The organism is Xylophilus sp. GOD-11R (assembly GCF_033546935.1).
Classification (GTDB): domain Bacteria; phylum Pseudomonadota; class Gammaproteobacteria; order Burkholderiales; family Burkholderiaceae_C; genus Xylophilus.
Window position 1 is genome coordinate 4,857,435 of the sequence record NZ_CP137854.1, and the last position, 24,889, is coordinate 4,882,323.

The 24,889-nt window shown below is 63.5% G+C and carries 26 protein-coding genes; 7 read left to right on the forward strand and 19 right to left on the reverse strand.

The window, feature by feature from the left end; all coding sequences use genetic code 11:
- Positions 1-262 precede the first annotated feature (262 nt).
- Positions 263-880: a glutathione S-transferase N-terminal domain-containing protein gene (locus R9X41_RS22430; RefSeq protein WP_318632640.1), complete on the reverse strand. Its 618-nt coding sequence runs from the start codon at positions 878-880 to the stop codon at positions 263-265.
- A gap of 68 nt (positions 881-948) precedes the next feature.
- Here R9X41_RS22430 and purB point away from each other — a divergent pair, with 68 nt between their 5' ends.
- Together purB and R9X41_RS22440 are read left to right on the forward strand one after the other, a co-directional pair.
- On the forward strand, positions 949-2,352 hold the full coding sequence (gene purB / locus R9X41_RS22435) for an adenylosuccinate lyase (RefSeq protein WP_318632641.1): 1,404 nt from the start codon (positions 949-951) through the stop codon (positions 2,350-2,352).
- 10 nt (positions 2,353-2,362) lie between these two features.
- Positions 2,363-2,923: a YaeQ family protein gene (locus tag R9X41_RS22440; protein WP_318632642.1), complete on the forward strand. Its 561-nt coding sequence runs from the start codon at positions 2,363-2,365 to the stop codon at positions 2,921-2,923.
- Between the two features lie 9 nt (positions 2,924-2,932).
- Here the strand turns inward: R9X41_RS22440 and R9X41_RS22445 are convergent, their stop codons facing one another.
- Both R9X41_RS22445 and R9X41_RS22450 read right to left on the reverse strand, forming a co-directional pair.
- Positions 2,933-3,244, reverse strand: a complete 312-nt coding sequence (locus R9X41_RS22445) for a putative signal transducing protein (protein WP_318632643.1) — start codon at positions 3,242-3,244, stop codon at positions 2,933-2,935.
- Positions 3,241-3,690, reverse strand: coding sequence for a DUF3717 domain-containing protein (locus R9X41_RS22450; protein WP_318632644.1), 450 nt, complete (start codon positions 3,688-3,690; stop codon positions 3,241-3,243). Before R9X41_RS22450 ends, R9X41_RS22445 begins: the two co-directional genes overlap by 4 nt.
- A gap of 468 nt (positions 3,691-4,158) precedes the next feature.
- Here R9X41_RS22450 and R9X41_RS22455 point away from each other — a divergent pair, with 468 nt between their 5' ends.
- From R9X41_RS22455 to R9X41_RS22465, 3 genes are all read left to right on the forward strand, one after another.
- Positions 4,159-4,905 carry a TerC family protein gene (locus R9X41_RS22455; protein ID WP_318632645.1) on the forward strand — a complete coding sequence of 249 codons (747 nt, stop codon included), beginning with the start codon at positions 4,159-4,161 and terminating at the stop codon, positions 4,903-4,905.
- 75 nt (positions 4,906-4,980) lie between these two features.
- Positions 4,981-5,445 carry a hypothetical protein gene (locus R9X41_RS22460; protein WP_318632646.1) on the forward strand — a complete coding sequence of 155 codons (465 nt, stop codon included), beginning with the start codon at positions 4,981-4,983 and terminating at the stop codon, positions 5,443-5,445.
- A gap of 41 nt (positions 5,446-5,486) precedes the next feature.
- Positions 5,487-5,840, forward strand: coding sequence for a phage holin family protein (locus tag R9X41_RS22465; RefSeq protein WP_318632647.1), 354 nt, complete (start codon positions 5,487-5,489; stop codon positions 5,838-5,840).
- On the opposite strand, the gene R9X41_RS22470 is transcribed toward R9X41_RS22465, so the two are convergent.
- Positions 5,808-7,331, reverse strand: a complete 1,524-nt coding sequence (locus R9X41_RS22470; RefSeq protein WP_318632648.1) for a M48 family metalloprotease — start codon at positions 7,329-7,331, stop codon at positions 5,808-5,810. The two genes, R9X41_RS22465 and R9X41_RS22470, sit on opposite strands and share 33 nt — an antisense overlap.
- Before the next feature lie 100 nt (positions 7,332-7,431).
- Between R9X41_RS22470 and moaC the strand changes: the two genes are divergently transcribed.
- Positions 7,432-7,935, forward strand: coding sequence for a cyclic pyranopterin monophosphate synthase MoaC (moaC, locus tag R9X41_RS22475; protein WP_318632649.1), 504 nt, complete (start codon positions 7,432-7,434; stop codon positions 7,933-7,935).
- A gap of 39 nt (positions 7,936-7,974) precedes the next feature.
- Here the strand turns inward: moaC and R9X41_RS22480 are convergent, their stop codons facing one another.
- The 12 genes from R9X41_RS22480 to sucC all read right to left on the reverse strand — a co-directional run bounded on the left by R9X41_RS22480 (position 7,975) and on the right by sucC (position 20,731).
- Positions 7,975-8,610 (reverse strand): class I SAM-dependent methyltransferase, encoded by a 636-nt coding sequence (locus R9X41_RS22480; protein ID WP_318635309.1) that lies wholly within the window; start codon positions 8,608-8,610, stop codon positions 7,975-7,977.
- A 2-nt stretch (positions 8,611-8,612) separates the two neighbouring features.
- Entirely contained in the window at positions 8,613-11,528 is a 2,916-nt protein-coding gene (locus tag R9X41_RS22485; protein ID WP_318632650.1) for an O-linked N-acetylglucosamine transferase family protein, read from the reverse strand.
- Positions 11,529-11,546: 18 nt separating this feature from the next.
- Positions 11,547-11,867, reverse strand: a complete 321-nt coding sequence (locus R9X41_RS22490) for a hypothetical protein (RefSeq protein WP_318632651.1) — start codon at positions 11,865-11,867, stop codon at positions 11,547-11,549.
- Between the two features lie 49 nt (positions 11,868-11,916).
- Complete coding sequence (locus tag R9X41_RS22495; RefSeq protein ID WP_318632652.1) at positions 11,917-12,345, reverse strand: pilin; 429 nt, start codon at positions 12,343-12,345, stop codon at positions 11,917-11,919.
- 73 nt (positions 12,346-12,418) lie between these two features.
- Positions 12,419-12,853 carry a pilin gene (locus R9X41_RS22500; protein WP_412556639.1) on the reverse strand — a complete coding sequence of 145 codons (435 nt, stop codon included), beginning with the start codon at positions 12,851-12,853 and terminating at the stop codon, positions 12,419-12,421.
- Positions 12,854-13,015: 162 nt separating this feature from the next.
- On the reverse strand, positions 13,016-13,807 hold the full coding sequence (locus R9X41_RS22505) for an MBL fold metallo-hydrolase (protein WP_318632653.1): 792 nt from the start codon (positions 13,805-13,807) through the stop codon (positions 13,016-13,018).
- A 43-nt stretch (positions 13,808-13,850) separates the two neighbouring features.
- On the reverse strand, positions 13,851-16,109 hold the full coding sequence (locus R9X41_RS22510; protein WP_318632654.1) for a CHASE2 domain-containing protein: 2,259 nt from the start codon (positions 16,107-16,109) through the stop codon (positions 13,851-13,853).
- A 51-nt stretch (positions 16,110-16,160) separates the two neighbouring features.
- Positions 16,161-16,844 carry an FHA domain-containing protein gene (locus R9X41_RS22515; protein WP_318632655.1) on the reverse strand — a complete coding sequence of 228 codons (684 nt, stop codon included), beginning with the start codon at positions 16,842-16,844 and terminating at the stop codon, positions 16,161-16,163.
- A 72-nt stretch (positions 16,845-16,916) separates the two neighbouring features.
- A complete protein-coding gene (locus R9X41_RS22520) occupies positions 16,917-17,705 on the reverse strand; it encodes a Stp1/IreP family PP2C-type Ser/Thr phosphatase (protein ID WP_318632656.1) in 789 nt (262 codons plus the stop codon).
- A gap of 111 nt (positions 17,706-17,816) precedes the next feature.
- Positions 17,817-18,497, reverse strand: coding sequence for a TerC family protein (locus tag R9X41_RS22525; protein WP_412556722.1), 681 nt, complete (start codon positions 18,495-18,497; stop codon positions 17,817-17,819).
- Positions 18,498-18,658: 161 nt separating this feature from the next.
- Positions 18,659-19,552: a succinate--CoA ligase subunit alpha gene (sucD, locus tag R9X41_RS22530; protein WP_318632658.1), complete on the reverse strand. Its 894-nt coding sequence runs from the start codon at positions 19,550-19,552 to the stop codon at positions 18,659-18,661.
- A gap of 12 nt (positions 19,553-19,564) precedes the next feature.
- Positions 19,565-20,731 carry an ADP-forming succinate--CoA ligase subunit beta gene (sucC, locus tag R9X41_RS22535; RefSeq protein WP_318632659.1) on the reverse strand — a complete coding sequence of 389 codons (1,167 nt, stop codon included), beginning with the start codon at positions 20,729-20,731 and terminating at the stop codon, positions 19,565-19,567.
- Positions 20,732-20,952: 221 nt separating this feature from the next.
- Between sucC and argC the strand changes: the two genes are divergently transcribed.
- Positions 20,953-21,882, forward strand: coding sequence for an N-acetyl-gamma-glutamyl-phosphate reductase (gene argC, locus R9X41_RS22540; RefSeq protein ID WP_318632660.1), 930 nt, complete (start codon positions 20,953-20,955; stop codon positions 21,880-21,882).
- 269 nt (positions 21,883-22,151) lie between these two features.
- On the opposite strand, the gene R9X41_RS22545 is transcribed toward argC, so the two are convergent.
- Genes R9X41_RS22545 through R9X41_RS22555 form a run of 3 tightly spaced genes read right to left on the reverse strand, consistent with a single transcriptional unit; the run spans position 22,152 to position 24,889 of the window.
- On the reverse strand, positions 22,152-22,763 hold the full coding sequence (locus R9X41_RS22545) for a glutathione S-transferase family protein (RefSeq protein WP_318632661.1): 612 nt from the start codon (positions 22,761-22,763) through the stop codon (positions 22,152-22,154).
- Between the two features lie 30 nt (positions 22,764-22,793).
- Positions 22,794-23,654 carry a citryl-CoA lyase gene (locus R9X41_RS22550; protein WP_318632662.1) on the reverse strand — a complete coding sequence of 287 codons (861 nt, stop codon included), beginning with the start codon at positions 23,652-23,654 and terminating at the stop codon, positions 22,794-22,796.
- Entirely contained in the window at positions 23,651-24,889 is a 1,239-nt protein-coding gene (locus R9X41_RS22555) for a CaiB/BaiF CoA transferase family protein (protein ID WP_318632663.1), read from the reverse strand. Before R9X41_RS22555 ends, R9X41_RS22550 begins: the two co-directional genes overlap by 4 nt.

Genomic DNA, 24,889 nt, shown 5'->3' on the forward strand with positions numbered 1-24,889 from the left:
TACCCACTTTTGGGAACCATCGATTCCCGAGCACGCTCCCATCACCCATGAACGGCATCGGCCGCTCGACGATTTTTTTGCTGCGAAGCCTTCCGGTCATCCGGTTGCAATCCCGAGGCGACTCTTCTCCTCCTCCCTCCCTCCCTCCTTCGCGTCGGGGCGCTTCGCAGCAATTTTGTATTCGGTGCTTCTGCCAGACATCGGCAGGGCACCTCCGACTCATTCCACCCGCGCGGTGGCGACGCCGGATCAAAGGAAAAGATCAGGCCGGCTTGCTGTCGGCAAAACTGGGGCGCAAGGCCAGCTTGTCGATCAGCCGACCCAGGTTCGGATGCTCATCGCGCCAGCCAATTTGCGGAAAGCGGAACTCCAGCCAGCCGAGCGCACAGCCCACCGCTACATCCGACAGGCTGATGTGGACCCCGCTGCAGAACGGTTTGTCACCCAGCCCGCGCGCCATGGCCTTGATGCCGTCGTCGATCTTGGAGAGCTGCCGGTCGATCCAGACCTGCGAGCGCTGCGATTCGGTCCGGCCGTCGTAGCCACCGGATTCGAGCCGCGCCAGCACCCCCGCATCCATCACGCCATCGGCCAGCGCCTCCCAGGTCTTGACCTCGGCGCGCTCGCGACCGGTCGACGGGATGAGTTTGCCGACCGGCGACAGGGTGTCGAGATACTCGACGATGACCCGCGAGTCGAAGACTGCTTCGCCGCCCTCCATGATCAGGCAGGGCACCTTGCCCAGCGGGTTGGACGCCGACACGGCGCTATCGGCGGCCCAAGGGTTTTCGGGCACGAACTGGTAGTCCAGTTTTTTCTCGGCCATGACGATACGCACCTTGCGCACGTAGGGACTGGACAACGATCCGATCAGTTTCATCGCCCGGATTCTATCGGCGGCGACCCGCTTCTCCGGCCCCTCGGAACGCGCCACCTACAATCCGTGACATGAGCCCGACATCCGTTTCCGCCTCCGCCGCTTCCGCGGTTTCCGCCCTTTCCCCCCTGGACGGCCGCTATGCCGGCCGCCTGACCGCCCTGCGTCCGCTGATGAGCGAGCAGGGCTTCATGCACCGCCGGGTGCAGGTCGAGATCGCCTGGTTCATCGCTTTGTCCGACGCCGGATTCGACGAATTCAAGCCGCTGTCGCCGGGCGCACGCACCTATCTGCTGGGCCTGGTCAAGAACTTTTCCGAGGCCGACGCGGTCGCGATCAAGGACATCGAGAAGGTCACCAACCACGACGTGAAGGCGGTGGAGTACTGGATCAAGTCGAAATTCGAGGCCCGGCCCGAGCTGCTGGCCGCCGCCGAGTTCGTGCACTTCGCCTGCACCAGCGAAGACATCAACAACACCAGCCACGCACTGCAGCTGAAGGTGGCGCGCGAGCAGGTCATCCTGCCGGTGATCGACGGCATCGTGGAGACCATGCGCGCCATGGCGCACAAGTACGCCGAGGTGTCGCTGCTCGCCCGTACCCACGGCCAGACCGCCAGCCCCACCACCATCGGCAAGGAGATCGCCAACGTGGTGGTGCGCCTGCAGGCCGCGCGCGACCGCGTCGCCACGATCCAGCTGCTGGCCAAGATGAACGGGGCGGTCGGCAACTACAACGCCCATCTTGCTGCCTGGCCGGATTTCGACTGGGAAGCCTTTTCGCGCAAGGTCATCGAAACACCCGAGCCGCTCGGCCTGGGCGTGACCTTCCAGCCCTATAGCATCCAGATCGAGCCGCACGACTACATGGCCGAGCTGTTCGATGCGGTGGCGCGGGTCAACACCATCCTGATCGACTGGGCGCGCGACATCTGGGGCTACATCAGCCTGGGTTACTTCAAGCAGCGCCTGAAGGCCGGCGAGATCGGCTCGTCAACCATGCCGCACAAGGTCAACCCGATCGACTTCGAGAACGCCGAAGGCAATCTGGGTCTGGCCAACGCGCTGCTGCGCCACCTGGCCGAGAAGCTGCCGATCAGCCGCTGGCAGCGCGATCTGACCGACTCCACCGTGCTGCGCAACATGGGCGTGGCGCTGGGCTACAGCGTACTGGCCTACCACTCGATGGGTGTGGGCCTGGGCAAGCTGGAGCTCAACCAGGAGGCCATCGACGAAGACCTGAATGCGTCCTGGGAAGTGCTGGCCGAGCCCATCCAGACCGTGATGCGGCGTTTCGGCGTGCAGGGCGCCTACGAGAAGCTCAAAGAAGTCACCCGCGGCAAGACCGTGAAGGCCGAGGACCTGCACGCGCTGATCCGTTCGCTGGAGATTCCGCAGCCCGAAAAAGACCGGCTGCTGGCCATGACGCCCGCGAGCTACGTCGGCAAGGCCGCCGAACTCGCGCGCCGGGCCTGAGCGCCGCTCGATGGCACTCAAGTCCACGATCTTCAAGGCGCAGCTTTCGGTCGCCGACATCGACCACGCCTACTACGCCGACCACGCGCTGACGCTGGCGCGCCATCCCAGCGAGAACGACGAACGCATGATGGTTCGCCTGGCCGCACTGGCGCTGTCGGCCCACGAACTGCAAAGCACCTGCGGCGGCGACGGCACGCTGGCGTTCGGTGCCGGACTCTCCAACCCGGACGAGCCCGACGTCTGGCTGCGCGACTACACCCAGCGCGCTCGCCTGTGGATCGAGGTTGGCCAGCCCGAGGAGAAACCGCTCGTACGCGCCTGCAGCAAGGCCGACGTGGTGCAGGTCTTCTGCTTCAACCACGCCGCCGAGATCTGGTGGCGCGGGCTGGAGAACAAGGTCGCGCGGCTCGACAAGCTGCAAGTCTGGCGCATCCCCACCGCCGCCTCGCAGGAAATGGCGCTGATGGCCGAGCGCAGCATGCAACTGCAGGCCACCGTGCAGGAAGGTTCGCTCATGCTGTCGGATGCCCGGCGCATGGTCGAGCTGACCTGCGAACGCTGGAAGTAGGCCGCCGCTTCAGGCCTCGCGCGGCATCCAGGCCGTGCAGTTCCAGCATTGTTCGAAGCCGCCTTCGACCTGTTCGCCGCATTGCACGCACACCCAACGTCGCTGCGGCAGCGACTGCAATTGGGCCAGCAGCGCGCGCGCCTGGGCCAGATGGTCGTCGTGCAGCAACCAGATCTCCGGCAGGCATTCACCGGGCGGCAACTCGCCGGCCGCCGACGACAAAAACAAGCGCTGGACGGTCGCGCCGAAGCCGGCTTCGGTCAGCAGGTCGGCCCAGATCGTCGCGATCGCGGCATTGGGCGCCTGCGTGAGCCGGATCATGCGTCGGCCGCGTTCTCGTCAGAAATGGGCGGCTCGGCGGGGCCCTCGGCCGCCCGCTCCGCATAGCGATTGAAACGCCAGGAATGGCCCTCGATCGTGATGCGGCGCCAGGTGGCGCGCTTCTCGGCCGGGTCCATGCCGGGCCAGAGCTGCACTTCTTCGAAGGTACGGCCGCAGCCCTTGCAGACTTCGTCGCCCTGACTGGTGGAGCAGATGGCGATGCAGGGCGTGTCCGGGGTGCTCTCGTACCAGGCCATCCAGGCCTCCCAGGCCTTGGCCGGGAAGCCTCGCTGGTCCACCTCGTCCTCGTGGTAGTACACCATCAGCGCGTAGACCTCGGCCAGCGCGCGGATCTCCGGTGCCAGGGTCACGCCGTCGGGCGAGGGCTTGCGGGCACGCCAGAAATTGATGGCGGCCTCGATGTCGGTGATGTGCAGGGAAGGCATGCGCCCGGAAGAGATGCGGTGAGAGCGGGAAGGAACGGCGGCCAGCTCGGGCTGTCGCGGGAGGGCGATGATAAGCGTCATGCCTTGCCCGGAATGGCTTGCGGGAAACCCCGGATACACGCGGTTGCCGGTGAACGTTCGGTAATGTTCTAATAGCGCTACGAAGGGGAGTAGCTCCCGCTCCGTACCGTCCAAGGAGGTGCTTTCCCACAAGGCATTGACGGTCCGGGGTATCGGCAAGGTCGTCAGTACGAAGTCTCTCGAAAGATTTCCGGCCTTGTCGGGCATAACAACATCAGCATGACACCATGCCGAGCAAGACCTTCGATGCGAACCTGGGACAAGTTCCGTCGAAGTGCGTCTGTAGCTCCGCCATCCTGAACCAGGGTGGCTGTTTGCTCACCCCCATTTCTCCGGGACATTTCCCAGGTTGTTATCGATGTTCGACACAACCCGGAGTCTGTGTTCATGGAGTTTCTTTCCGCCCCCTGGTGGTCCGCCCTGCTGGCCATCATCCTGATCGACCTCGTCCTTGCCGGCGACAACGCGATCGTCATCGCACTCGCCGCGCGGCGCCTGCCGCAGCATCTGCAAAAGAAGGCCATCGTCTGGGGCACCGTGGGCGCCATCATCGTGCGCTCGGCCATGACCGTCGGCGTCGTCTGGCTGCTCAAGATTCCGGGCCTGATGCTCGTCGGCGGCCTGGGCCTGCTGTGGATCGCTTACAAGCTCCTGGCCGACCAGGGCCATGACGACGGCGAAGAACATGCCAGCGGCGCCAGCACCTTCTGGGGCGCCATGCGCACCATCGTCATCGCCGACGCCCTGATGGGCATCGACAACGTGCTGGGTGTCGCCGGCGCGGCGCACGGCTCCTTCGACCTCGTCGTGATCGGCCTGTTGATCAGCGTGCCCATCGTGGTGTTCGGCAGCAGCCTGGTGCTCAAGCTCGTCGAACGCTTCCCGGTGATCATCCAGCTCGGCGCTGCCGTGCTGGCGTTTACCGCCGCCAAGATGATCGTCAACGAAGGCCTGCTGGCTTCGTTCTTCCAGGGCGAAGGCACCCAGCAACAGGTCGCTTACTGGGGTGTCTGCGTGCTGGCCATCGTCGGCGTGCTCGGCGCGGGCTGGCTCAAGAGCCGCCGCAAGGTGCCGGGCTCCGAACGCGTCGACCAGGCGCGCACCGCCGACGCCGTCAACCCCGCCACCAAATAAGCGTTCGCCATGGCCAAACTATCTCTTCCCAAGCGTCCTCTCCCCGAGTCTTCCTCAACCCCTGAAGGAGTTTCCATGGACAAGATGATCGTTTATGTAGACGACCTGGCCTACGCCCAGCAGCAGCTGGCGCCGATGGTCGCGTCGCGGCGCGGGCCGGATGCTCCCGCCGGTTGCTGGATCGTCGTGGCCTGCGCCCCGCGCATGACGCACCGCATCAGCAAATGGGTGAGCCACAGCGCCCGCGAGAACTGGCGCGCCAAGTGGGCCGACAAGTTCTTCGGCGCGCTCCTGCCCTGGCTCACGTCCAAGGGCGATACCGCCATGCCGGTGCTGGCACAGGGACCGCTCGCGCCCCTGACCGAAAAGCTCCTGGGCGAACACCCCGGCGCGCGCGTGCTCGACATGCGCCGTCCCAAGTTCGGCCAAGACCTCGCACCGGTCACCGACGCGCAACCGCAACGCGAAACCACCAGCCGTTGGGCCGTGCCCGGCGCCGTGGCCGGCATGGGCGCGATGCTGGTCCTCGCGGCCGAGTAAGCGGCCTTCGCTCCTGCGGCGCGGGTGCTATCCTGCGCCGCATGAAGCTGATCCTCAAATGGGTGCTGAGCGCCGCTGCGCTGCTTTTCGTGGCCTACATCTACAGCGGCGTTCAAGTGAAGGGATTCGGAGCGGCGATGATCGCGGCAGCGGTCATCGGTCTTTTCAACGTGGTCCTGCGGCCAGTGCTGGTGGTGCTGACGCTGCCGGTCACCATCATCACGCTGGGCCTTTTTCTCTTCGTCATCAATGCCCTGATGTTCTGGGCCGCCTCGGGTGTACTCACCGGGTTCCAGGTCCGCGGCTTCGGCGCCGCCCTCGTCGGCTCGCTCATCTATTCGGCCATCGGTCTGATCATCGAATCAGCGCTCGGCGGTCTCTTCTCGAAGTCTTGACTGCGCCTGCTGCAGGCGGGCGTCGATGATCGACACCTCCATGTAGTCGGCGCTGCCGCCCGGGTTGCGGCGCATCCACTCCTGTCCGGCCTTGTATCGGTCGACCGCGCCCGACCAGTCGAGGTGCGCCACCTGGGCTTCCGCATCGGCGCGCAACGCCCGCAAGGGCTGGTTCTCTGCGCGATAGGCGGCGGCGATCAGCGTCCAGGCAGTGCCGTCCTGAGGATGGGTCGCCAGCCACGACTGCAGCCGGTCCGTGAGCGTGGGCACCACCGCGCCGTGCTGCGACGCCTGGGCCAGCAATACCAGTTCGGGCCGCGTCAGGCTGCTCGACAAGGGGCCGAGTGCCGCGACGGCCTGAGCGCCGTTGCCGGCCGCGACCTCGATCTCGGCCGCCAGCAGGCGCGCCAGGCGGGACGCCGCCGCGTCGTTGACCACCAACGCCGCCAGGCGCGCGACATGGGCACGGGCTGCCGGCAGGTCGCGCCGTTCGGAGTCCGACAAGGCGGCCGCATACAGCGCAGCCGCACGGCGCCGGTCGGGTTGGCGGTCAAAGCCGGTCATGTCAGGCTCGGCCGACCATCCGCGCAAGGCGTCCTGCCCCGGACGCGACACGATGCGCGCCCGCGCGGACATGATCGCGTCCTCGATGCTGCCCGTCGGTGCCCGATTGGCATCGCCACTACCGAGCGGCATGCGCGAGCGCATGTCGGCGATGCGTTCGCTGGTCAGCGGATGGCTGCGCAGGTACGGATAGCCGCCGCTGTCGTTGAAACCGGAAGCCTGCTGCAGCTTCTCGAACATGCCGGCGAAGCCCCGGCCATCGAAGCCGGCCTGCGTCATCACCAGGTAGCCGACCCGGTCGGCCTCACGCTCCATGGCGCGCGAGAAGTTGAGCTGCGACTGCGCCTGCAGCGCCACGCCGCCGGTGATCACCGCGTTGGCCGCCTGCGGATTGCGGCTGGCCGCCAGCGCGCCCAGCACCATGCCGGCCAGGAACAAGGGCGAGGTGCGACTTTGCTGCGCCATCAGGCGCGAAATATGACGCTGGGTGACGTGGCTCATCTCGTGGGCCAGCACCGAGGCCAGTTCGTCTTTGGAACCCACCACTGCGATCAGTCCGCAAAGCACGCCCATGTAGCCGCCGGGCAGGGCGAAGGCGTTCACGCTGCGATCGCGGCCCAGCAGGATGCGCCAGGCGAAGCGCTCGTCGAGCTCGGAGTTGAGCTCACCGCGCGCGACGGCCGCAACCATCAGCCGGTCCCAGATGCCCTGTACGTACTCGACCAATATCGGGTCGTCGACGAAATCCGGATCGCGGTAGAGCTCACGCGCGATGCGGTCGCCGAGCCGACGCTCCTCGCCAGCCGGCATGTCCGCCCCATCGCCCAGGCTCGGCAATTGCGCATGGCTCGGCGCCACCGCAAAGCAGAAACACAACGCCGTACAGAGCAGCGATCGGAAAGCGGAGGTGGCTTTCGGAAAATGCATCGCCGTATGATGCTTCAAGGCGAAGAATGTTCAGATTCACGCCGACAAAAATGCGCAGATTAACTGCGCTCGACTCGAGAGGCGCACGCCGGAGGCCAACATGACCACACTCACACATTTCGACGCCCAGGGACAGGCGCACATGGTCGACGTCGGGGGCAAGGAGCCCACCCACCGCGTCGCCATCGCCAGCGGCACCATCGCCATGCGGCCGGAAACGCTGGCCTTGATCGAGAGTGGGACAGCCAAGAAAGGCGACGTGTTGGGCGTGGCTCGAATTGCTGCAATTCAGGGTGCCAAAAAAACCGCCGACCTGATTCCGCTATGCCACCCCTTGGCGCTGACCCGGGTGGCGGTCGAGTTTGAAACACCGGTGCCGGAAGGCGGGAGAGCGCGCGTGGTTTGTCGGGTGACGGTGGAGACCTTCGGCCCGACAGGGGTAGAGATGGAGGCGCTGACCGCGGCGCAGGTGGGTCTGCTGACGATCTATGACATGTGCAAGGCGGTAGATCGGGGAATGGTGATCAGCGACGTGCGGGTGCTGGAAAAGCATGGCGGGGCATCGGGTAGCTACGTGGCGTCGCCCTCCGCACACGGTAGCTAATCGACTAGCTAAAAACCGTGTCCAGTGAAGGTTCATCCTTTAACCCGCCTGAAATATCTGTGCCTCCAACACATTTTCCGCTGACGGGAAAATATTGCCACCCCATTGCTGAGCCTCGTCGATCGTCCACGATCCTTTGAACGCCGCTGAATGCAGGCCGTAGAACCTGTCGCGCGCAACCAGAGCACTGGAAAATCCAGCATTGAGAAGCGCCTCAGCCAACATGGGCGCGGTGAACCCGGTTTTGTGCGCCATGTAATGTCTCCCACGCGCGAGATCGGCACCAAATCCGTACAAAACGTCGATTGCCGAGATGGGTCCTGCGGGGGACTCGTATAACACGTCATCGGGCCTTCCGTTGAGTATTCCCTGTGCTACCGAGGCAAGATCGGGACATAATACAACCGCTACACCCTTCGCACTAAGCACACGCTCAAATTCCGCCAAAACGCCGGGAACCTCATAGGCCCAGATGTGTTCTATATTGTGCGATGAATATATGACATCGATAGACCCATCTTCAAATACCGATAAATCCTGAAGACTCGCCACTATATCGGGCTTTACAGCCTCGTCGATGTCCACTCGAATCTCATCCCATTCTCCGCTTTGGAAATACTGGGGCAGATTTTTAAGGGACGAGTAGCCACAGCCAATGTGTAGTATGGTCTTCATAATCAAGCAAACATCCGGTTCAAAATGTTAACCGAATCAGCATTGGAGTGCAGAGGCAGCGAAACAAAACTACGATCTTCGGCCTCCATCGAAAAAATGTCGAATCCCATCCGCTCTGATAAGAGTGATCTTGCCTCGATGCGATTTTCAAAATTAAGAGGAATTGCTTCGTCGACGACAATGCCGAGATTTCGATGAACGCCAATTTTCAGTCCCGCTTGTGCAACTCGGTGCGTCCAGTCCTGCTCCATTAACGTCCCTGCATCTGCAAGGAGTTCATCAAACTTCACTGCACGGATTGCAGCACTACAGCGAATGGCAATCAAGCCGCCATCCAGAACTCTCATATCCCCGACCAGCATGTTGCGACCCTCGCCAAGAATCATAAGTTCCGGAGCGGCGACGCCTCCCTCCAAGTGCCCCGCTTTAACAAAAGCTCCACATTTGCGTGTAAAACTGTCCGTGATCCAATGCAACCGTTTCCAATGGACCGCGCCTGCAAACCCCACAACATCGAAATTATCGAGGGATCGAATCACCTCGAATGCGAAATTATCCCGACAGATATCAATATTTTTCTGAGCGATAATTAAAATATCGCATGAATTATCTTGCAATGCTGCCTCATACGCTGCGACTTTTTGACTCTCCATGCATCGCACCACGCGGATACCAACGTCCAAGCCACCCACGGCCGCGCTCCATCGAGCCTGAAGTTTTGAAAATTCTTCGACGTCATCACAAGGCACGAGTATGGCTATCTCGACGAGCGAATTGAGCGGCTCATGCAGAACGTCTTCCGTCGCTTGCCCATTCTCATGCCCGAGCAATGCTGCTTGGTAAAGGGCGAGTTGTTGGCTGTCAAATGCATCTTCGACTGTCAATAACGAAAGCAACCGGACTGACTCTCGTGCGGCAGTAACGTCCCCGGCAAGGATGTGGCAGCGCACAATATTTAAATACGCAAAAACCTTTTCGACATCGGAAAAATTCCGCATCTGATGGGTTAGGTATCGTGCAGCATCGTCATATTTTCCGGCCTCAGTCATTTCATGCGTATATAAAATGTGGGCCACCGCCGAGTGCGGATAATACTCCAGACAATGTTTCACTATTCGGGCAGTTGCGCCAATTTGGTTTCGCTTTAACGTGGCGTAGGCACGGCGCACGAGTTCGTCAGCGCTTAGTAGATCCATCGAGACGGGCCTGCGAAGCACATTCCGCTGCAACACCATTTGTTCGCACGCATCCTCAAATTCCTTGGTAAATTTTTTTCCGTTTCCAAGACTTGATTCCTTCATGCGTTGCCGAGCATGTTTCCGAAAACTTTTTAAAAACTCGACGTCCTGGGAAATTTTTACCGCCTTCTTCACGTAATCTTCGGCATTATTGACGGCCAATTCTGACGCGCCGACATTTGATAATATTGAAAACCCCATTCGACTTATAAGAGATTCTCCAAACATGGTGATGATAGGCACTCCCATGTAGACAGCAAAACAACTCGTCGTACCGCCATTAAACGGGAACGTATCCAGAATAATGTCGACCTCATTATATGACCGATAATAATCCTCCCCTGCTGCGGGAGGGTGCAGATCAACGCGATTAAGCGGTATTTCAGCCTCACTCAATTGGTCAGAAAAAACCCTGAGCGCGGCTGGGTCCTGAAATGAGATGGAGCGTATCAACAAACGACTACGGGGGACTCTCTTTAATATTTTCGCCCAGCTATCCAAGGTCTTGCCAGTTATTTTCGCCGTATTACCAATACACCCAAACGTCACATAGCCGTTTGATAAGACGGGCGGCGCACCGCAATCGGGCACAGCTTCAAGCGGATCAAAGCACCAGAATGATTGCGGAAGAATCAGCGGACTTTCGCTATAAAACTGCTCGGCACCGGGGGGGCATACAAAAGGATCGAGCACTTTTGCATCAATTGTTCTCAAGCCCGTGGTCGGCGGATATCCAAAGCCGGTCAATTGCACGGGAGCGAGTTTATGTTGTAGCAAATTGACGCGATTGTGGGATGAGTGGCCGCTCAATTCCACGAGCACGTCGAGGTCGTGCGCCCGAATCAATTGACAGAAATCCTCATCAGCCAAATCAAAAACGCTATGGAAATGCTCTGCAGCATCTTCGATGAGCGATGTCTGCCCATCTTTATCGTGAAAATCGTGATACAGAAAAATTTCAAACCTTTCTGTATCGTGGTTTTCAATGAGGGGTCGAAAAAAATATCGAACCGAATGATTTCTAAAATCCGGAGACCAATATCCAATGCGAATTCGCCGGTCAACCGGCGCCTTTTTCGCCAATGGCTCATGGTGCAATTCAGGCAGTGGCTTGACTGTTTGCGCCCAAAAATAATGTTCGGCCGAGAGCGTTTTTTCAGGAACATCGGCATAAGCCGTATCGAACAAGAACCCATTCGCCAATCGCAAATTGTCAAAGTTTGCCAACCACGATTTCAACTGAAAAAACCTGGCCTTTACAACATCACCACGATGGAGGCAAATCGCAGAATAAATGGCGTCAACCGCAATGAAATCGGGATCGTTCAGCCTTGCGAGTTTCAAGTGTTCAAGCGCCTCATCGCTTCTGCGCTGGTCATTGAGCATTTTTGCGTGATTGACCACGGCAGCGATATACGTGTCATCGAGTGAATATGCAAACTCGAAAAGGCGAGCGGCTTCGGGCAAATCGCCCATATCGGCGTGACAAACCCCCAAGTCGTTCAGTGAACGAACATGGTATGGATCGATTTCGAGGATCTTTTTAAAAAAATCGGCGGCCTTGCGTAATTCGCCAGCCGACATCGCCACGTAAGCTTGCTCAATAAGCTCCGGCAGAACATCACTCGTATTCGACTTTTTCTTGGCCTTGACAAATTCCCGGAAAAATTTGGATAGCATGGAGTCGAACCTACCGTCTTATTTATTTTTTCGTGCGCCTGCCATGCTTACTACCAATCCCTCCGTCGCCATTTCAACAAAATCATCCGGATAATTTTTGTTTTTTAAATTCCACTTAAAATTATTTGCGAGCACGGCACGTCGAATGAAACCGGGAATGTTTTCGCGCTGATAAGCCGCTGCGGCTTCGTATGTCTTCTCCAGGAGGCGAGTTACTTTATTCACGGAAATCACCTTCCTGCGGTCGCCCATCATGGCTGGCGGAAGATCTCTGGCAAGATCATTACTCAACCGGGATGCCAAGTCTTTTTCCGTTGAATAATCAAAAAATCTGGCCATCAGTGTTCTACAAATAAATAAACCCCTCAAAAAGGGGTTTCGAATAAAGTCAGTTTCGACAGGAACCTGGAACGTATTTCGCAGGAGACCCCGAACAGCTCCAAGTGATCATCCCAACGCTTGACTGAACGGCTGGAGTCAAAGTCACCGTGACCGCTTGTCCGACAGAGCTGGTAGCGGTTGAACCGACTACGGTGACAAGTCCACCTGTGCCGACGGATGCAGCACTGACGCCCCCCACTGGGACGATTGCGCAGCCTGTGGTGATAGAGGTGGGAACGGTCGCCCCGCCTCCGGCAGCGTGGTAGGCCTCGGCGATGCAGGTGCGCGCCGCACCTGCCACGCCAAGAAGCTCCGTTACCCGCGCCCTGACCGTGTAGTCCTGGTATGCCGGAAGGGCGACCGCAGCGAGCAACCCGATGATCGCAACTACGATCATTAATTCGATAAGCGTAAAGCCTCGCTGCAGTCGTTTCATATCTATCTGTCCGACGCCCGAAACTGACCGGGCCGATTCTTTCGAAACTCAGCCCGGCATTTCATCCTGCTGGTCAGCCGCGGCAAGAGCCTGGAACATATTTAACAGGCGAGCCGGTGCAGGTCCAGGTCAGCGTTCCAGCGGTGGGTTGGGGCGTCAAAGTGATGGTGACGGCTTGCCCAACCGAGGTGGTGGCAGTGGAGCCGTTCACGGTCACAACGCCGCCGGTCGAGACGCTTGCGGCAGTTACCTTGCCGACCGGAGCAATGGAGCAGGTGTCTTGGACATTGGTCGGCACCGCAGAGCCACCGGCAGCCTGAAAACCCTCGGTGACACAGGTACGAGCCGAGCTGGCGGAGAGCATCAGCTCCGACACCTTGGCGCGAACTGTGTAGTCCTGATAAGCCGGCAGCGCGACGGCCGCAAGAATGCCGATGATGGCCACGACAATCATCAGTTCGATCAAGGTAAAGCCTTGCTGCACGTTACGCCGGATAGAGCGGGTCATTGAAATTAACTCCTGGTGGATGGGTTCTGTCGCAGCGGAGGTTGCAGCATCCGTGCCAGTCGAAAAGTGGAGACTTTCCGATGCCTACATCCACTCAAATGACATCTTTGTCACCCGGCGGCTGCGTTCGGCCAAACCACCACGCCGACCCTGTCAATTTCGTCACTTTTTGTCAGAGTTTCCAGTCCCGATCACCTGCCCTTCAGTGAGCCAGCCGATCGACAAGTTCGGATTCAGCTGCAAAGCAGCGATTTCGCTGGCGATCAACGCCCGTTCAGCCGGCTTGGCGTGGGTGATCCAAATGGGAAATCGTCCCGGCTGGCTGAGATGCAGAAGTGCATCGCCCAACATGCCGGGCGAGAGGTGTTTGCTGATCTCGGCCAAGGGCCGCTCCGATTCACTGAAAGCGGTTTCGATGACGAGTGCGCCTACATCCATCGCGTTCACCAGATCCCAAAACGCCGGATTCGGCCCAGTATCTCCGCTGTAGACCCACGCGGCCCCCCCGTCATCGATGGCGAAACCGACGGCCGGCACGGTGTGGACGGCCGGCAAGACCCGAATCCGCTTGCCGGCCAGCCCCATGCTTTCCGTCTCGTGGAAAGGAATCAGCTTTACGAACGGTTTTTCCGGAGAGGGAATCTGCTCGAAGTTCGGCCAGATGACATTGTTGAAGACATGCGTGCGCAGGGCCGCGATCGTCGGCCCAAGTGCATGGACCTGCACCGGCCGGTCGCGCAATGAGCCGACGGCATCCGCCATGAGCGGCAGGGCGACGATGTGGTCCAGGTGCGAATGGCTGAGCAGCACGTGGTCGATGCGCGCCATCTCCTCGAGGCTCAGGTCACCGACGCCGGTGCCCGCATCGACAAGCAGGTCGTCGTCGACCAGGAATGAGGTCGTGCGGCGCCCAGGCGCGATGGAGCCCGAGCAGCCGAGCACTCGTACTTTCATGGCGATTCCTTCGCGGAGGGGGCAGGACGGACGGGTGCTCGGTTCATTTGGTGTCGAGGCGGGTGGAGCCATCCCACGCCGGGTCGGGTGGATGGGCGATGGCATCGGCCAACCGTGCAGCATAGAGCGAATGCAGGGTCGCAAAATGCGGCCATAGGTAATCGGCGCTGTCCAGGCCACGGCGCACGCTCTCCCAGTCCTGCGTGCGCCAGCCGGCGAGCAAGGCGTTCCAGCTCGCGATGTCCGGCGGTGGCGTACCGCCGGCGGCGTCGACCGGCGTGAATACGCGCACCGGGCGCTGCCGCCCCTTGACGGTGACGAGGTCGAGTTCGAGCCAGCCAAAATCGTCGCCGGCCTGCTCCCGCGTGCTTTCGGACACCACCACATCCACGCCGTAGAGCCGTGACAAACCTTCCAGTCGCGAGCCCAGATTGACCGCGTCGCCGATGACCGTGTAGCTGCGGCGCAGGTCCGAGCCCATGTCGCCGACGCACATCACGCCGGTATTGATGCCGATCCCGACACCGATCGCCGGCAGGCCGAGCTCGGCGTGTTCCTGGTTGAGCGTGCGGATGGCCTCGGCCATGTCGATGCCGGCGCGCACGGCGAGCCGCGCATGGTCGGGCGCGGCCACGGGCGCGCCCCAGAACGCCATGACGCAGTCGCCCATGTATTTGTCGATGGTGCCGCGCTGGTGCCGGATGACTTCAGTGAGCCGGCTGAAGACCCGGTTGAGCAGCGCCTGCAACGCCAGCGGCTCCATGGTTTCGGACATGGCGGTGAAGCCGCGCATGTCGCAGAACATCACCGTCAGGTCGCGGTTTTCGGCCTGCATGCTGTAGCGGCCGGGCTCGCGCAGCATTTCGGTGACGAGTTCGCCCGGTACATAGGTGCCGAACAGTCGCGCGAGCTGCCGCTTGGAGCGTGTTTCGATGAAATAACCGGCGACGACGTCGGCCGCAAAAACGGCGAGCACCGTCAGCAGCGGCAGCGCGATCGGCAGCACCAGCCCCTGGCCGGCGAAGAACCAGACGTTCGCACCGATGAGCGCGGCCGCGACGATGGCCGTGGTCAACACGCCCCAGGCCAGGCTCAGCAGCGGCAGGCTGAACGCCAGCAGCATGCCGGCGGCCAGGGTGGTGAGTGCGGTGTAACCGGGCTCGTAGTCGGGCCGCACCAGGCTTTGGCCATCGAGCAGGTTCGACAGGATGTTGGCGTGCGTCTCGACGCCCGGGTAGGCCGAGCCGACCGGCGTGGTCCGCAGATCGAGCAGGCCCGGCGCAGTGGTGCCGACGAGCACCAGCTTGCCCGCCAGCGAACCGGCCGGCAGCTTGCCGTCGAGCAGGTCCGCCGCCGGGATGTAGCGGAACGATCCGCCGGCCGGGCCGCCCCGGCCACGAAACGCCACCAGGGTCGACGCACGTTCGTCCACCGGCACGAGCTGCGGGTTGTCGCCCCGGTCGAGCAGCAGGCCCTCGAGCAGGTGCAGTTCCGACGACACCGGCTGGCCCGGCACCATGACTGGCAGCAGGCGCGGGTCACCCAGCAGCGCGCGGTACATGCCGAGCGCCAGCGATTCGTAATAGTGGCCGCCGAATTCCGCCACGAGCGAGACCGAGCGGATCACGCCGTCGCGATCCGGCAGCGAATTCATGAAGCCGGCGCGGGGCGCCGCTTGCGCGAGCAACGGGATGCTCGCACCGGCGCTGTTCCAGCGCTGGGTCGCGAGCCGCGGCAGCGATTCGGCCTCGTCGGGCTGGTTCGACGCCAGCGCCGGAGCGGGCAGCACGCCGCGCAGCCCGTCGTCGGAATCGTTGCTGAAGTAGTAGCCGAGGACCGCGCGACGGCCCTGCAGCGCGTCGGCGAACAGCCGGTCGTAGTCGAGCGAGGGGCCCAGCCGGCGCACGCTGGCGGCGAAACCGGGCGTGTCGCGCAAGGGCCCTTCGGCCAGGCGCTGCAGGTTGACCAGGCCCGAGCTGTCGTCGGCTTCGCCGAAAAGCACGTCGAAGCCGACGACCGCTGCCTGCTGTCGGTCGAACAGTTCCTGCGTGAGTCGCGCCAGCTTGTCGCGGCCCCACGGCCAGTGGCCGAACTGGCCCAGGCTTCTTTCGTCGATGTCGACGATGACCACCCGCTCGTCGAGCGTGCGCGGCATGGTCGAGCGCAGGCGCAGGTCGTAGATGAAATGATCGATGCGCTCCAATACGCGCAGCCCGGTGCCGGAGACTTCGCAGAAAAGGGCGAACGCCACCGGCGCCAACGCCCATGCGATACGGCGCTTGCGCCCCGCCAGCCAGCCCATCGCCGCTGCCTCAGCCGCCGGCCGGCCCGGACAGTGGGCGGCGGGCGGGCTTCAAGCCGTGCCCTGGACGAACTGCATGCGGATGCCTGCCAGCTCCACCGTGTCGCCGTGCCGCAGCATCACCGGCGCGTTGCCGACGAGCGTGCCGTTGACCGTCGGCACCGCCGCGCCTTCCACATGCGCCAGGCTGAAGCCATGCTGCCGCCGGGTGATGGAAGCCACGCCCACGCCTGCCTTACCGATGGTGGTGACCACCTTCACCAGATCGACCGACTTGCCGGCCGCAGCGCCCGACAGCACCCGGATGCTGCCGGACAGGGCCGGCGGAACGTCGCCCGCCATGGCGGTTTCGGGGAAGAAGGTCGGCGCCATTTCCGAATGGCTGAACGGCGGGATCGAGGAATAGCTGAAGTCCTCGGCCGGCGCGGGCTCGCTCGGCTCCATCGTCGTGCCGGGCGCAGCCGCCTCGAAATGCAGCTGGTAACGGCCGATCTCCACCACGTCGCCGCTGCGCAGCACCTGGCGGCGCGTCGGCCGGCCGTTCACGAAGGTGCCGTTGGTGCTGTTGAGATCCTCGACCACCATGTCGTTGCCGACACGGCGCACGGCCGCGTGCTCGCCGCTGACCGCGAGGTTGTCGATCACCACGTCGCTGTAGGGCCGCCGTCCGAAGGTGGTGTATTCCTTCGTCAGCACGATCTCGCGCAAGGCGACTCCTTCCAGGGACAACAACATCCTCGCCATCGCCGACTCCTGCTCCTGTGTACCGGCGACGCTCACGGAGATCGCGTGCGTCGCATCCATCGCTCAACCGCGTCGCCAGCGGAACAGCGGATGGCTCCGCCGGACCGGCTCTCCGGTCGACGAGACCAACAAAACTGACACATTATCGCGTCCCCCGGCAGAATTCGCCGCGGCTACCAACGACGAAGCTGCCGTTTCGATCGACAAAGCATCACGAATCAACGCCGAAATCTCATGATCGTCGAGCATGTCGGATAGGCCGTCGGAGCAGAAGAGGTAGATGTCCCCCGATTCGGCCTGGTGCTCGAAGGTGTCGAGCTCGCCGCTGACGGGAAATCCCAGCGCCCGGGTCACTAGGTTGCGGTTGGGCGCGTGGCGCGCCATCTCGGGGGTGACGACGCCGGCGTCGAGTTGCTCCTGCAGCACCGAATGGTCGTGGCTGAGCTGCTGCAATACGCCTCCGCGAAACCGGTAGCAGCGCGAATCGCCGATCGATCCGATGATGACCCGGTCCGGCTGAAACACGCCCAAGACGAGGGTGGTGCCCATGCCCTGGCATTCGGGCTGCTGTTCGGCCACCGCCATGATGGTCTGGTTGGCCGCGTTCACGTTCTGCCGCATCGCACGGCGCACCTGCCGGGTCGACGCGTTGGCGCCGGCCGTCGCCAGCCAGGCCGCGAAATGCTCCTGCAGATAGGAGCAGACGATGCCGCTGGCCACCTCGCCGGCGTTGTAGCCGCCCATGCCGTCGGCCAACACCGCCAGGCCCACCGACACATCGAAAAGCACCGCGTCCTCGTTGTTCGGCCTCAGGCGGCCGGGGTCGGTGAGGGCGTGGAATCGGTATTGCATGGGACGACGGCTATGGTAGCCGCAGCGCCGTCCGCCAAAACGAAGGCCCGGTGCGGCGCATCGACGAGGATGCGGCCGGCACCGGGCCTGTGTGTCGCGAAGGAGGCTTGATCAGTGGCCGTGGGCCCTGGACGCGCGCGCCGCGGAAGCCTTGCCCACCACCACCACCAGCACCGCGCCGGCGATGGCCGCGGCGTAGTGCAGCCAGGGGTTGGCCGCCAGCACGCCGCGCAGGGAGACGTCGCTCATGATGGTTTCGCCGGCCACCCAGCCGATCAGCGCAGCGCCCAGCACCACGATGATGGGAAAGCGTTCCATGAGCTTGATCATCAGCGTGCTGCCGAAGATGACGAGCGGAATGCTGATCGCCAGGCCGAGAATCAACAGAACCATGTTGCCCTGGGCCGAAGCGGCCACGGCGATCACGTTGTCCAGGCTCATCACCAGGTCGGCCAGCAGGATGGTGCGAACGGCGGCGCCCAGGGTGCCGTACTCCTTGGATTCGCCTTCTTCGTCGTCGCCCTCGGCCAGCAACTGGTAGCCGATCCACAGCAGCAACAGTCCGCCGACGATCTGCAGGTAGGGCAGTTCGAGCAGCCAGGCGGCCACCACGGTCAGCACGATGCGCAGCACCACCGCGGCGCCAGAGCCCCAGAGAATGGCCTTGCGCTGCTGCTCGGGCGGCAGCGAACGGGCGGCCAGGGCGATCACCACGGCGTTGTCACCCGACAGGATGATGTTGATCCAGATGATCTTGACGAGGCCGATCCAGAAATCCGGCGTACTGAGCATGTCCACGTTTTTTCGCTCCTGTTATATGAATAATTAATGCAAGAAGCGCTCCGGAAATTTCTTTCCGGAGCGCTTTCTTCAGCGGTGCGCAGTTTAAATGCGCCGGGAGATCAAGACGTGCGTAATTCTGCGTACATCCTGCAACCCCGGCGCAGAACGACTTACAGCAGGCCCTTGAGCAGGCGGCCCATTTCCGACGGGTTGCGGGTGATGGTGAATCCGCACTCTTCCATCACGGCGAGCTTGGCGTCGGCCGTATCGGCTCCGCCGGAGATCAGCGCGCCGGCATGGCCCATGCGCTTGCCCGGAGGGGCGGTGACACCGGCGATGAAGCCGACGATCGGCTTCTTCATGTTGTCCTTGCACCAGCGGGCGGCTTCCGCCTCGTCCGGGCCGCCGATCTCGCCGATCATGATGACCGCGTCGGTGTCCGGATCGTCGTTGAAGGCCTTCATCACGTCGATGTGCTTCAGACCGTTGATCGGGTCGCCACCGATGCCGACGGCCGACGACTGGCCGATGCCCAGTTCGCTCAGCTGTGCCACGGCTTCGTAGGTCAGGGTGCCCGAACGGGACACCACGCCGACGCGGCCCTTCTTGTGGATATGGCCAGGCATGATGCCGATCTTGATCTCGTCGGGCGTGATCAGGCCGGGGCAGTTGGGGCCCAGCAGCAGGGTTTTCTTGCCGCCGGCGGCTTCCTTGGCCTTCATCTTGTTGCGCACCATCAGCATGTCACGCACGGGAATGCCTTCGGTGATGCAGATCGCCAGGTCCAGGTCGGCCTCGACGGCTTCCCAGATGGCGGCGGCGGCACCGGCCGGCGGCACGTAGATGACCGAGACGGTCGCACCGGTCTGCGAGGCGGCTTCCTTCACCGATGCGTAGATCGGGATGTTGAAGATCGACTCGCCGGCCTTCTTGGGGTTCACGCCGGCCACGAAGCAGTTCTTGCCGTTGGCGTATTCCTGGCACTTCTCGGTGTGGAATTGACCGGTCTTGCCGGTGATGCCCTGGGTGATGACCTTGGTGTCTTTGTTGATGTAGATCGACATGACGCTTGTTCCTTACTTGGCCTGGACGGCTGCAACCACTTTTTGAGCCGCTTCGGCCATGGAGTCGGCACTGATGATGGGAAGGCCGGATTCGGCCAGCATCTTCTTGCCCAGTTCCTCGTTCGTGCCCTTCATGCGCACGACCAGCGGCACCGACAGGTTCACGGCCTTGCAGGCGGTGATGACGCCGGTGGCGATGGTGTCGCACTTCATGATGCCGCCGAAGATGTTGACCATGATGGCCTCGACCTTGGGGTTCTTCAGCATGATCTTGAAGGCTTCGGTGACCTTCTCGGGGGTGGCACCGCCGCCCACGTCCAGGAAGTTGGCCGGCTCCGCGCCGTACAGCTTGATGGTGTCCATGGTGGCCATGGCCAGGCCGGCACCGTTGACCAGGCAGCCGATGTTGCCGTCGAGGCTGATGTAGGCCAGGTCGAACTTGCTGGCTTCGATCTCGGCCGCGTCTTCCTCGTCGAGGTCGCGCAGGGCGACGATCTCGGGCAGGCGGAACAGGGCGTTGGAGTCGAAGTTGAACTTGGCGTCCAGGGCGGTGATGGTGCCCTTCTTGTCGACGTTCAGCGGGTTGATCTCCACCAGCGAAGCATCGGTCTCCATGTAGCAGGTGTAGAGCTTCTTGAAGATGTCGACCGCCTGGGCGGTGGAGCCGGCGGGGATGCCGATGGCGTCCGAGATCTTCTTGGCTTGTTCGTCGCTCAGACCGGTCAGCGGGTCGATGAACTCGGTGATGATCTTGTCGGGGGTGGAGTGGGCCACTTCCTCGATGTCCATGCCGCCTTCGCTGGAAGCGATGAACGCCAGCTTCTGGGTGGCGCGGTCGGTGACGATGGAAACGTAGAGTTCGTTCTGGATGTCGGCGCCGTCTTCGATGTAGAGGCGGCGGACCTTCTGGCCTTCGGGGCCGGTCTGGTGGGTCTTGAGCTGCATGCCCAGGATCTCGCCGGAGATGCGCTTGACGTCCTCGATGGTCTTGGCGACCTTGACGCCGCCGCCCTTGCCGCGCCCGCCTGCGTGGATCTGCGCCTTGACGACCCAGACCGGGCCTCCGAGTTTCTCGGCGGCTTCCACCGCCTCCTGCACGTTGAAGGCGGGGATGCCGTTAGGAACGGGCACGCCGAACTTGCGCAAGATTTCCTTGCCTTGGTACTCGTGAATCTTCATGAGGTCTCGCTCTGGGAGAAGGATGGGAGCATCGCGCCGTCGATTCTTGTCTGTCGCCCACCAGTAGCGCGCAGCGTCCCGGAAGCCTGTGGCCCGACGGCAGCCCGGATAGCCGCCGACTGTATCATGGGGTTTCCCCGCCCCGCTTGGCCGACACAGTCTGTTCACGCTGTGAAGCTAGTGTCCGGCAGTAGCAATTGCCTTCATTTTTGAGCTTCGACATGCCCCAGATCTTCATTGACGGCGAGGCAGGCACCACCGGCCTGCAGATTCGCGAGCGCCTGCAGCAGATGCCGCAGATCGAAATGCTCAGCATCGACCCGGCGCGCCGCAAGGATCCCGCCGCCAAGCGCGAGCTGCTGGCCCAGGCCGACGTGGTGATCCTTTGCCTACACGACGACGCCGCGCGCGAGACGGTCGCCATGGCCGACGCGCTGATCGCCGAGACCGGCAAGCCAGGGCCGAAGATCATCGACGCCTCCACCGCGCACCGCGTGGCACCGGGCTGGGTCTACGGCTTTGCCGAGCTCGCCGAGGGCCAGGCCGACGCGATCCGCCAGGCCACCCGCATCGCCAACCCGGGCTGCTACGCCACCGGCGCCATCGCGCTGGTGCGTCCGCTGGTCGATGCCGGTCTGCTGCCGGCCGACCATCCGATCGCGCTGCCGTCGGTGAGCGGCTATTCGGGCGGCGGCCGGACCATGATCGAAGCCTACGAGGCCGGCACCGCCGCACCGTACGAGCTGTACGCGCTGGGGCTGTCGCACAAGCACATTCCGGAAATCATGGCCAACACCGGACTGACCCGCCGGCCGGTGTTCGTGCCGTCGGTAGGCAATTTCCGCCAGGGCATGCTGGTGCAGTTGCCGCTGCACCTCGACCTGCTGCCGGGCAAGCCGAGCGCCGGCGACCTGCACGAGGCGCTGGCCGCCCATTACGCGCGCAGCAATACCGACGAACAGTTCATCCGCGTGATGCCGGCGACGACCGACGGCAAGCTGGAGGCCGAGGCGCTCAACGGCACCAACAACCTCGAACTGCGGGTGTTCTACAACACCGACCATCACCACGCGGTGCTGGTAGCCAAGCTGGACAACCTGGGCAAGGGCGCGAGCGGGGCGGCCGTGCAGAACCTCAAACTGGTCATTTAGCTCTCCCTCAGGCTACGCACTTCGAGGGTTTAACTCTCCCCCAGGCTACGCACTTCGAGGGCTTGCCTCTCCCCCAGGCTATGCACTTCGTGACTTCGCCTACCCCCTTCCGGGGGCAACGCTGGCGACCCGGCAAAGCCGGGGCGCGGCGTTCCACGAGATGCGATGCTCATCGGACGGTGGGGTGGCGCGGCGCTTTGGCGTCTTCCCGGACGTCGCTGGAGATGGTGAGCGTCGAGGCGCGGCATAGCGCGCCTGAGCGCCGCTGATCAGGCGGTCGGGGGTGCGGTTTCGGCGAAGGCCGGGGTGCGATCGGCGAAGGCGGCCAGCCAGTCGACCAGGGCGGGGTGCCGCTGGCGCCAGGTGCCGGCAAAACGCAGGTCCAGGTAGCCGAGGGCGCAGGCCAGGGCGATCTCGCCGGCGTCGGGGGTGCCGGTTTTCGGCAGGGTGTAGCGCTCGGCGGCGAAAGCCAGGGCGCGGTCGGTCTTGCCGTTCTGGTAGTCGAGCCAGCTCTGCACGTGGTGCTCGGCAGGGCGGTAGCGGGCCTCGTAGACCTGCAGCAGGGCGGCGTCCATCAGGCCGTCGGCCAGGGCCTGCTGGCGCAGCACCGCGAAACGCTGCGGGCCGGGCGGGAACAGGCCTGCTTCCGGGGCCATGTCGTGGAAATACTCGACGATCACCCGCGAATCGAACAAGGCCTCGCCATCCTCCAGGATCAGCGCCGGGATCTTGCCCAGCGGGTTCTGCGTCCGGATGCTGTCCTCCGCGCTGTTGGTGTCGGCCGCCAGCACGGTGATGCGGTCGGACAGTCCGGCGACCTCGGCAGCGATGCGGACCTTGCGACCGAAAGGAGAGAAGGGCGATGAGCGAAGGATGAGCATCGTTTCATTGTGCCTTCTCTGTGCTTATGGTCAGCCCTGCGGCGGCACGGCGCGCGGCGCGGCCCCTGTGTAGGCCGGGATCACGGTGCGCGGCAGCGGCCCCTTGTTGCGGCCGCCCTGCTGGGTCTGCTCCCAGGCGTGCGCCAGGATGCCGACCGAACGCGACAGGCAGAAGAGTCCGCGCGCCAGTTCCGCCGGAAAGTCGAGTTCGGCGTAGACGACCGCCGTCGCGCCATCGATGTTCATCGGAATGCGCCGCCCGCCCTTGCGCCGCGCCAGGGCGTCCTCCACCGCGCGACCGATGCGGGCGAAGCGGCCCGGCACCTCGCCGCGCGCCGCCGCCTCGTCGACCAAGGCCAGCAGCGGCGCGGTACGCGGGTCGACCGGGTGGAAGCGGTGGCCGAAACCGGGAATGAACTTGCCGTATTCGGCGATGCAGGCGTCGAGGCCGGCTTCCACCGCGTCGGCCTTCGGGGTGCCGGCGTCGATGCGCGCGGCGATGTCGCGATACAGGCCCACCGCCTGCTCGCCGGCGCCGCCGTGCACGTCGCCGAGCACGTTGACCGCGCTGGCCATGGCATTGTTCAGGCCCACGCCGCAGGTCGCGGCCATGCGGGCGATGGCGATGCTGGGCGCCTGCGGGCCGTGGTCGACGGCCGACATCAGCACGGTGTCGAGCAGCCGCGCCTGGGCGGGCGTGGGCAGCTCGCCGCGGGTCATGAGCCAGATCATCTGCGCCAGGCCGACGCCGCCGGAGATGAGGTCCTGGATCGCGTAGCCGCGGTAGCGGATCACGCCGGGCTTCATGTCGATGATGTCGGTGGCCCACCAGTTTTCGGCAGCCTGCAGGTCGGGCGACTTGCCCGGCGTCGGGGTGTCGTTCTGGCTCATGTGATCTTCTCGTTCTGGAAGGAGGCGATGTCCTCGGGCGCGTAGCCGAGTTCGCGCAGGATGGTGTCGTTGTGCTGGCCGAGCGTGGGCGGCGGCGAATCCACCGTCGGCGCCTGGCCGTCGAGCTTGAAGCCGGTGCGCATCACCTGCACGTCGCGGCCGACGCCGGGTACGTCGTCGAAGTGCGCGACCAGGCCACGGCCGGCGATCTGCGGATGCGCCAGCGCCTGCGGCACGGTGTAGACCGGCCCGGCCGGCACGCCCGCGTCGTTGAAGAGCTTCCACCACGCATCGGCCGACCGGGCGGCCATGGCGTCCTCGAGCTCGGCCTTGAGTTCGGCGCGATGCGCCAGCCGCCCCTGGCGTTCGGCGAAGCGCGGGTCGCTCGCCAGCGCGGGCCGGCCGACCACGCGGCAGACGGCTTCGTACTGTTCCTGCTTGTTGGCGGCGATGTTGAGCAGGCCATCGCCGGTGCGAAAGCTGCCCGAAGGGCTGGCGGTGACGTTGTCGTTGCCCATCGGCCGGGGTTCTCGCCCGGCGACCAGGTGATTGGACACCGCCCAGCCCATGGTCGCCATGGCGGCTTCGAGCATGGACACGTCGATGAAACTGCCGCCGGTGCGGTGGCGGTCCGCCAGCGCGCCCGCCACCGCCATGGCCGCGGTGAGTCCGCCGATGGTGTCGGCCACCGGAAAGCCGACGCGGTAGGGCGCGTTTTCGGGCGCGCCGGTGATGCTCATCATCCCGGACATGCCCTGAATGATCTGGTCGTAGGCCGGCAGGTCGCGCAGCGGGCCGTCCTGGCCGAAGCCGGAGATGGCGCAGTAGATGAGCCGGGGCTGCGACTCCAGCAGGCTTTCGTAGCCCAGGCCGAGGCGCTGCATCACGCCGGGGCGGAAGTTCTCGACCAGCACGTCGGCCGTGGCGACCAGGCGGCGGAAGATCTCCTTGCCGCGCGGCTGCTTCAGGTCGAGCGTGATGGAGCGCTTGCCCGGGTTCTGCGCCAGGAAGGAGGCGCCCATGTGGGCGCGGTTGAGCTCGGCGTCGGCCCCGAGCTGGCGGGCCAGGTCGCCGCCGTGGCGGGCCTCGACCTTGATGACATCGGCGCCCATGTGGGCCAGCTGGTGGCAGGCGAAGGGGCCGGCGAGCACGTTGGTCAGGTCGAGCACCCGCACGCCGCGCAGCGGGCGGGTGGGTGCGGCGGTGGCGGTGTCGGGGGAAGCGCTGGTCGTCAT

Excerpts from the sequence above, each read along its gene's own strand:
- R9X41_RS22465 (WP_318632647.1), top strand. The coding sequence starts at position 5,487 with ATGAAGCTGATCCTCAAATGGGTGCTGAGCGCCGCTGCGCTGCTTTTC.
- R9X41_RS22430 (WP_318632640.1), bottom strand. The coding sequence starts at position 880 with ATGAAACTGATCGGATCGTTGTCCAGTCCCTACGTGCGCAAGGTGCGT.
- R9X41_RS22510 (WP_318632654.1), bottom strand. The coding sequence starts at position 16,109 with ATGGGCTGGCTGGCGGGGCGCAAGCGCCGTATCGCATGGGCGTTGGCG.
- argC (WP_318632660.1), top strand. The coding sequence starts at position 20,953 with ATGCCCCAGATCTTCATTGACGGCGAGGCAGGCACCACCGGCCTGCAG.
- R9X41_RS22555 (WP_318632663.1), bottom strand. The coding sequence starts at position 24,889 with ATGACGACCAGCGCTTCCCCCGACACCGCCACCGCCGCACCCACCCGC.
- R9X41_RS22500 (WP_412556639.1), bottom strand. The coding sequence starts at position 12,853 with ATGACCCGCTCTATCCGGCGTAACGTGCAGCAAGGCTTTACCTTGATC.
- R9X41_RS22485 (WP_318632650.1), bottom strand. The coding sequence starts at position 11,528 with ATGCTATCCAAATTTTTCCGGGAATTTGTCAAGGCCAAGAAAAAGTCG.
- R9X41_RS22450 (WP_318632644.1), bottom strand. The coding sequence starts at position 3,690 with ATGCCTTCCCTGCACATCACCGACATCGAGGCCGCCATCAATTTCTGG.
- moaC (WP_318632649.1), top strand. The coding sequence starts at position 7,432 with ATGACCACACTCACACATTTCGACGCCCAGGGACAGGCGCACATGGTC.
- R9X41_RS22505 (WP_318632653.1), bottom strand. The coding sequence starts at position 13,807 with ATGAAAGTACGAGTGCTCGGCTGCTCGGGCTCCATCGCGCCTGGGCGC.
- sucD (WP_318632658.1), bottom strand. The coding sequence starts at position 19,552 with ATGTCGATCTACATCAACAAAGACACCAAGGTCATCACCCAGGGCATC.
- R9X41_RS22440 (WP_318632642.1), top strand. The coding sequence starts at position 2,363 with ATGGCACTCAAGTCCACGATCTTCAAGGCGCAGCTTTCGGTCGCCGAC.
- R9X41_RS22445 (WP_318632643.1), bottom strand. The coding sequence starts at position 3,244 with ATGATCCGGCTCACGCAGGCGCCCAATGCCGCGATCGCGACGATCTGG.
- purB (WP_318632641.1), top strand. The coding sequence starts at position 949 with ATGAGCCCGACATCCGTTTCCGCCTCCGCCGCTTCCGCGGTTTCCGCC.
- R9X41_RS22495 (WP_318632652.1), bottom strand. The coding sequence starts at position 12,345 with ATGAAACGACTGCAGCGAGGCTTTACGCTTATCGAATTAATGATCGTA.
- R9X41_RS22455 (WP_318632645.1), top strand. The coding sequence starts at position 4,159 with ATGGAGTTTCTTTCCGCCCCCTGGTGGTCCGCCCTGCTGGCCATCATC.
- R9X41_RS22550 (WP_318632662.1), bottom strand. The coding sequence starts at position 23,654 with ATGAGCCAGAACGACACCCCGACGCCGGGCAAGTCGCCCGACCTGCAG.
- R9X41_RS22545 (WP_318632661.1), bottom strand. The coding sequence starts at position 22,763 with ATGCTCATCCTTCGCTCATCGCCCTTCTCTCCTTTCGGTCGCAAGGTC.
- sucC (WP_318632659.1), bottom strand. The coding sequence starts at position 20,731 with ATGAAGATTCACGAGTACCAAGGCAAGGAAATCTTGCGCAAGTTCGGC.
- R9X41_RS22490 (WP_318632651.1), bottom strand. The coding sequence starts at position 11,867 with ATGGCCAGATTTTTTGATTATTCAACGGAAAAAGACTTGGCATCCCGG.
- R9X41_RS22460 (WP_318632646.1), top strand. The coding sequence starts at position 4,981 with ATGGACAAGATGATCGTTTATGTAGACGACCTGGCCTACGCCCAGCAG.
- R9X41_RS22470 (WP_318632648.1), bottom strand. The coding sequence starts at position 7,331 with ATGCATTTTCCGAAAGCCACCTCCGCTTTCCGATCGCTGCTCTGTACG.
- R9X41_RS22520 (WP_318632656.1), bottom strand. The coding sequence starts at position 17,705 with ATGCAATACCGATTCCACGCCCTCACCGACCCCGGCCGCCTGAGGCCG.
- R9X41_RS22515 (WP_318632655.1), bottom strand. The coding sequence starts at position 16,844 with ATGTTGTTGTCCCTGGAAGGAGTCGCCTTGCGCGAGATCGTGCTGACG.
- R9X41_RS22480 (WP_318635309.1), bottom strand. The coding sequence starts at position 8,610 with ATGAAGACCATACTACACATTGGCTGTGGCTACTCGTCCCTTAAAAAT.
- R9X41_RS22525 (WP_412556722.1), bottom strand. The coding sequence starts at position 18,497 with ATGCTCAGTACGCCGGATTTCTGGATCGGCCTCGTCAAGATCATCTGG.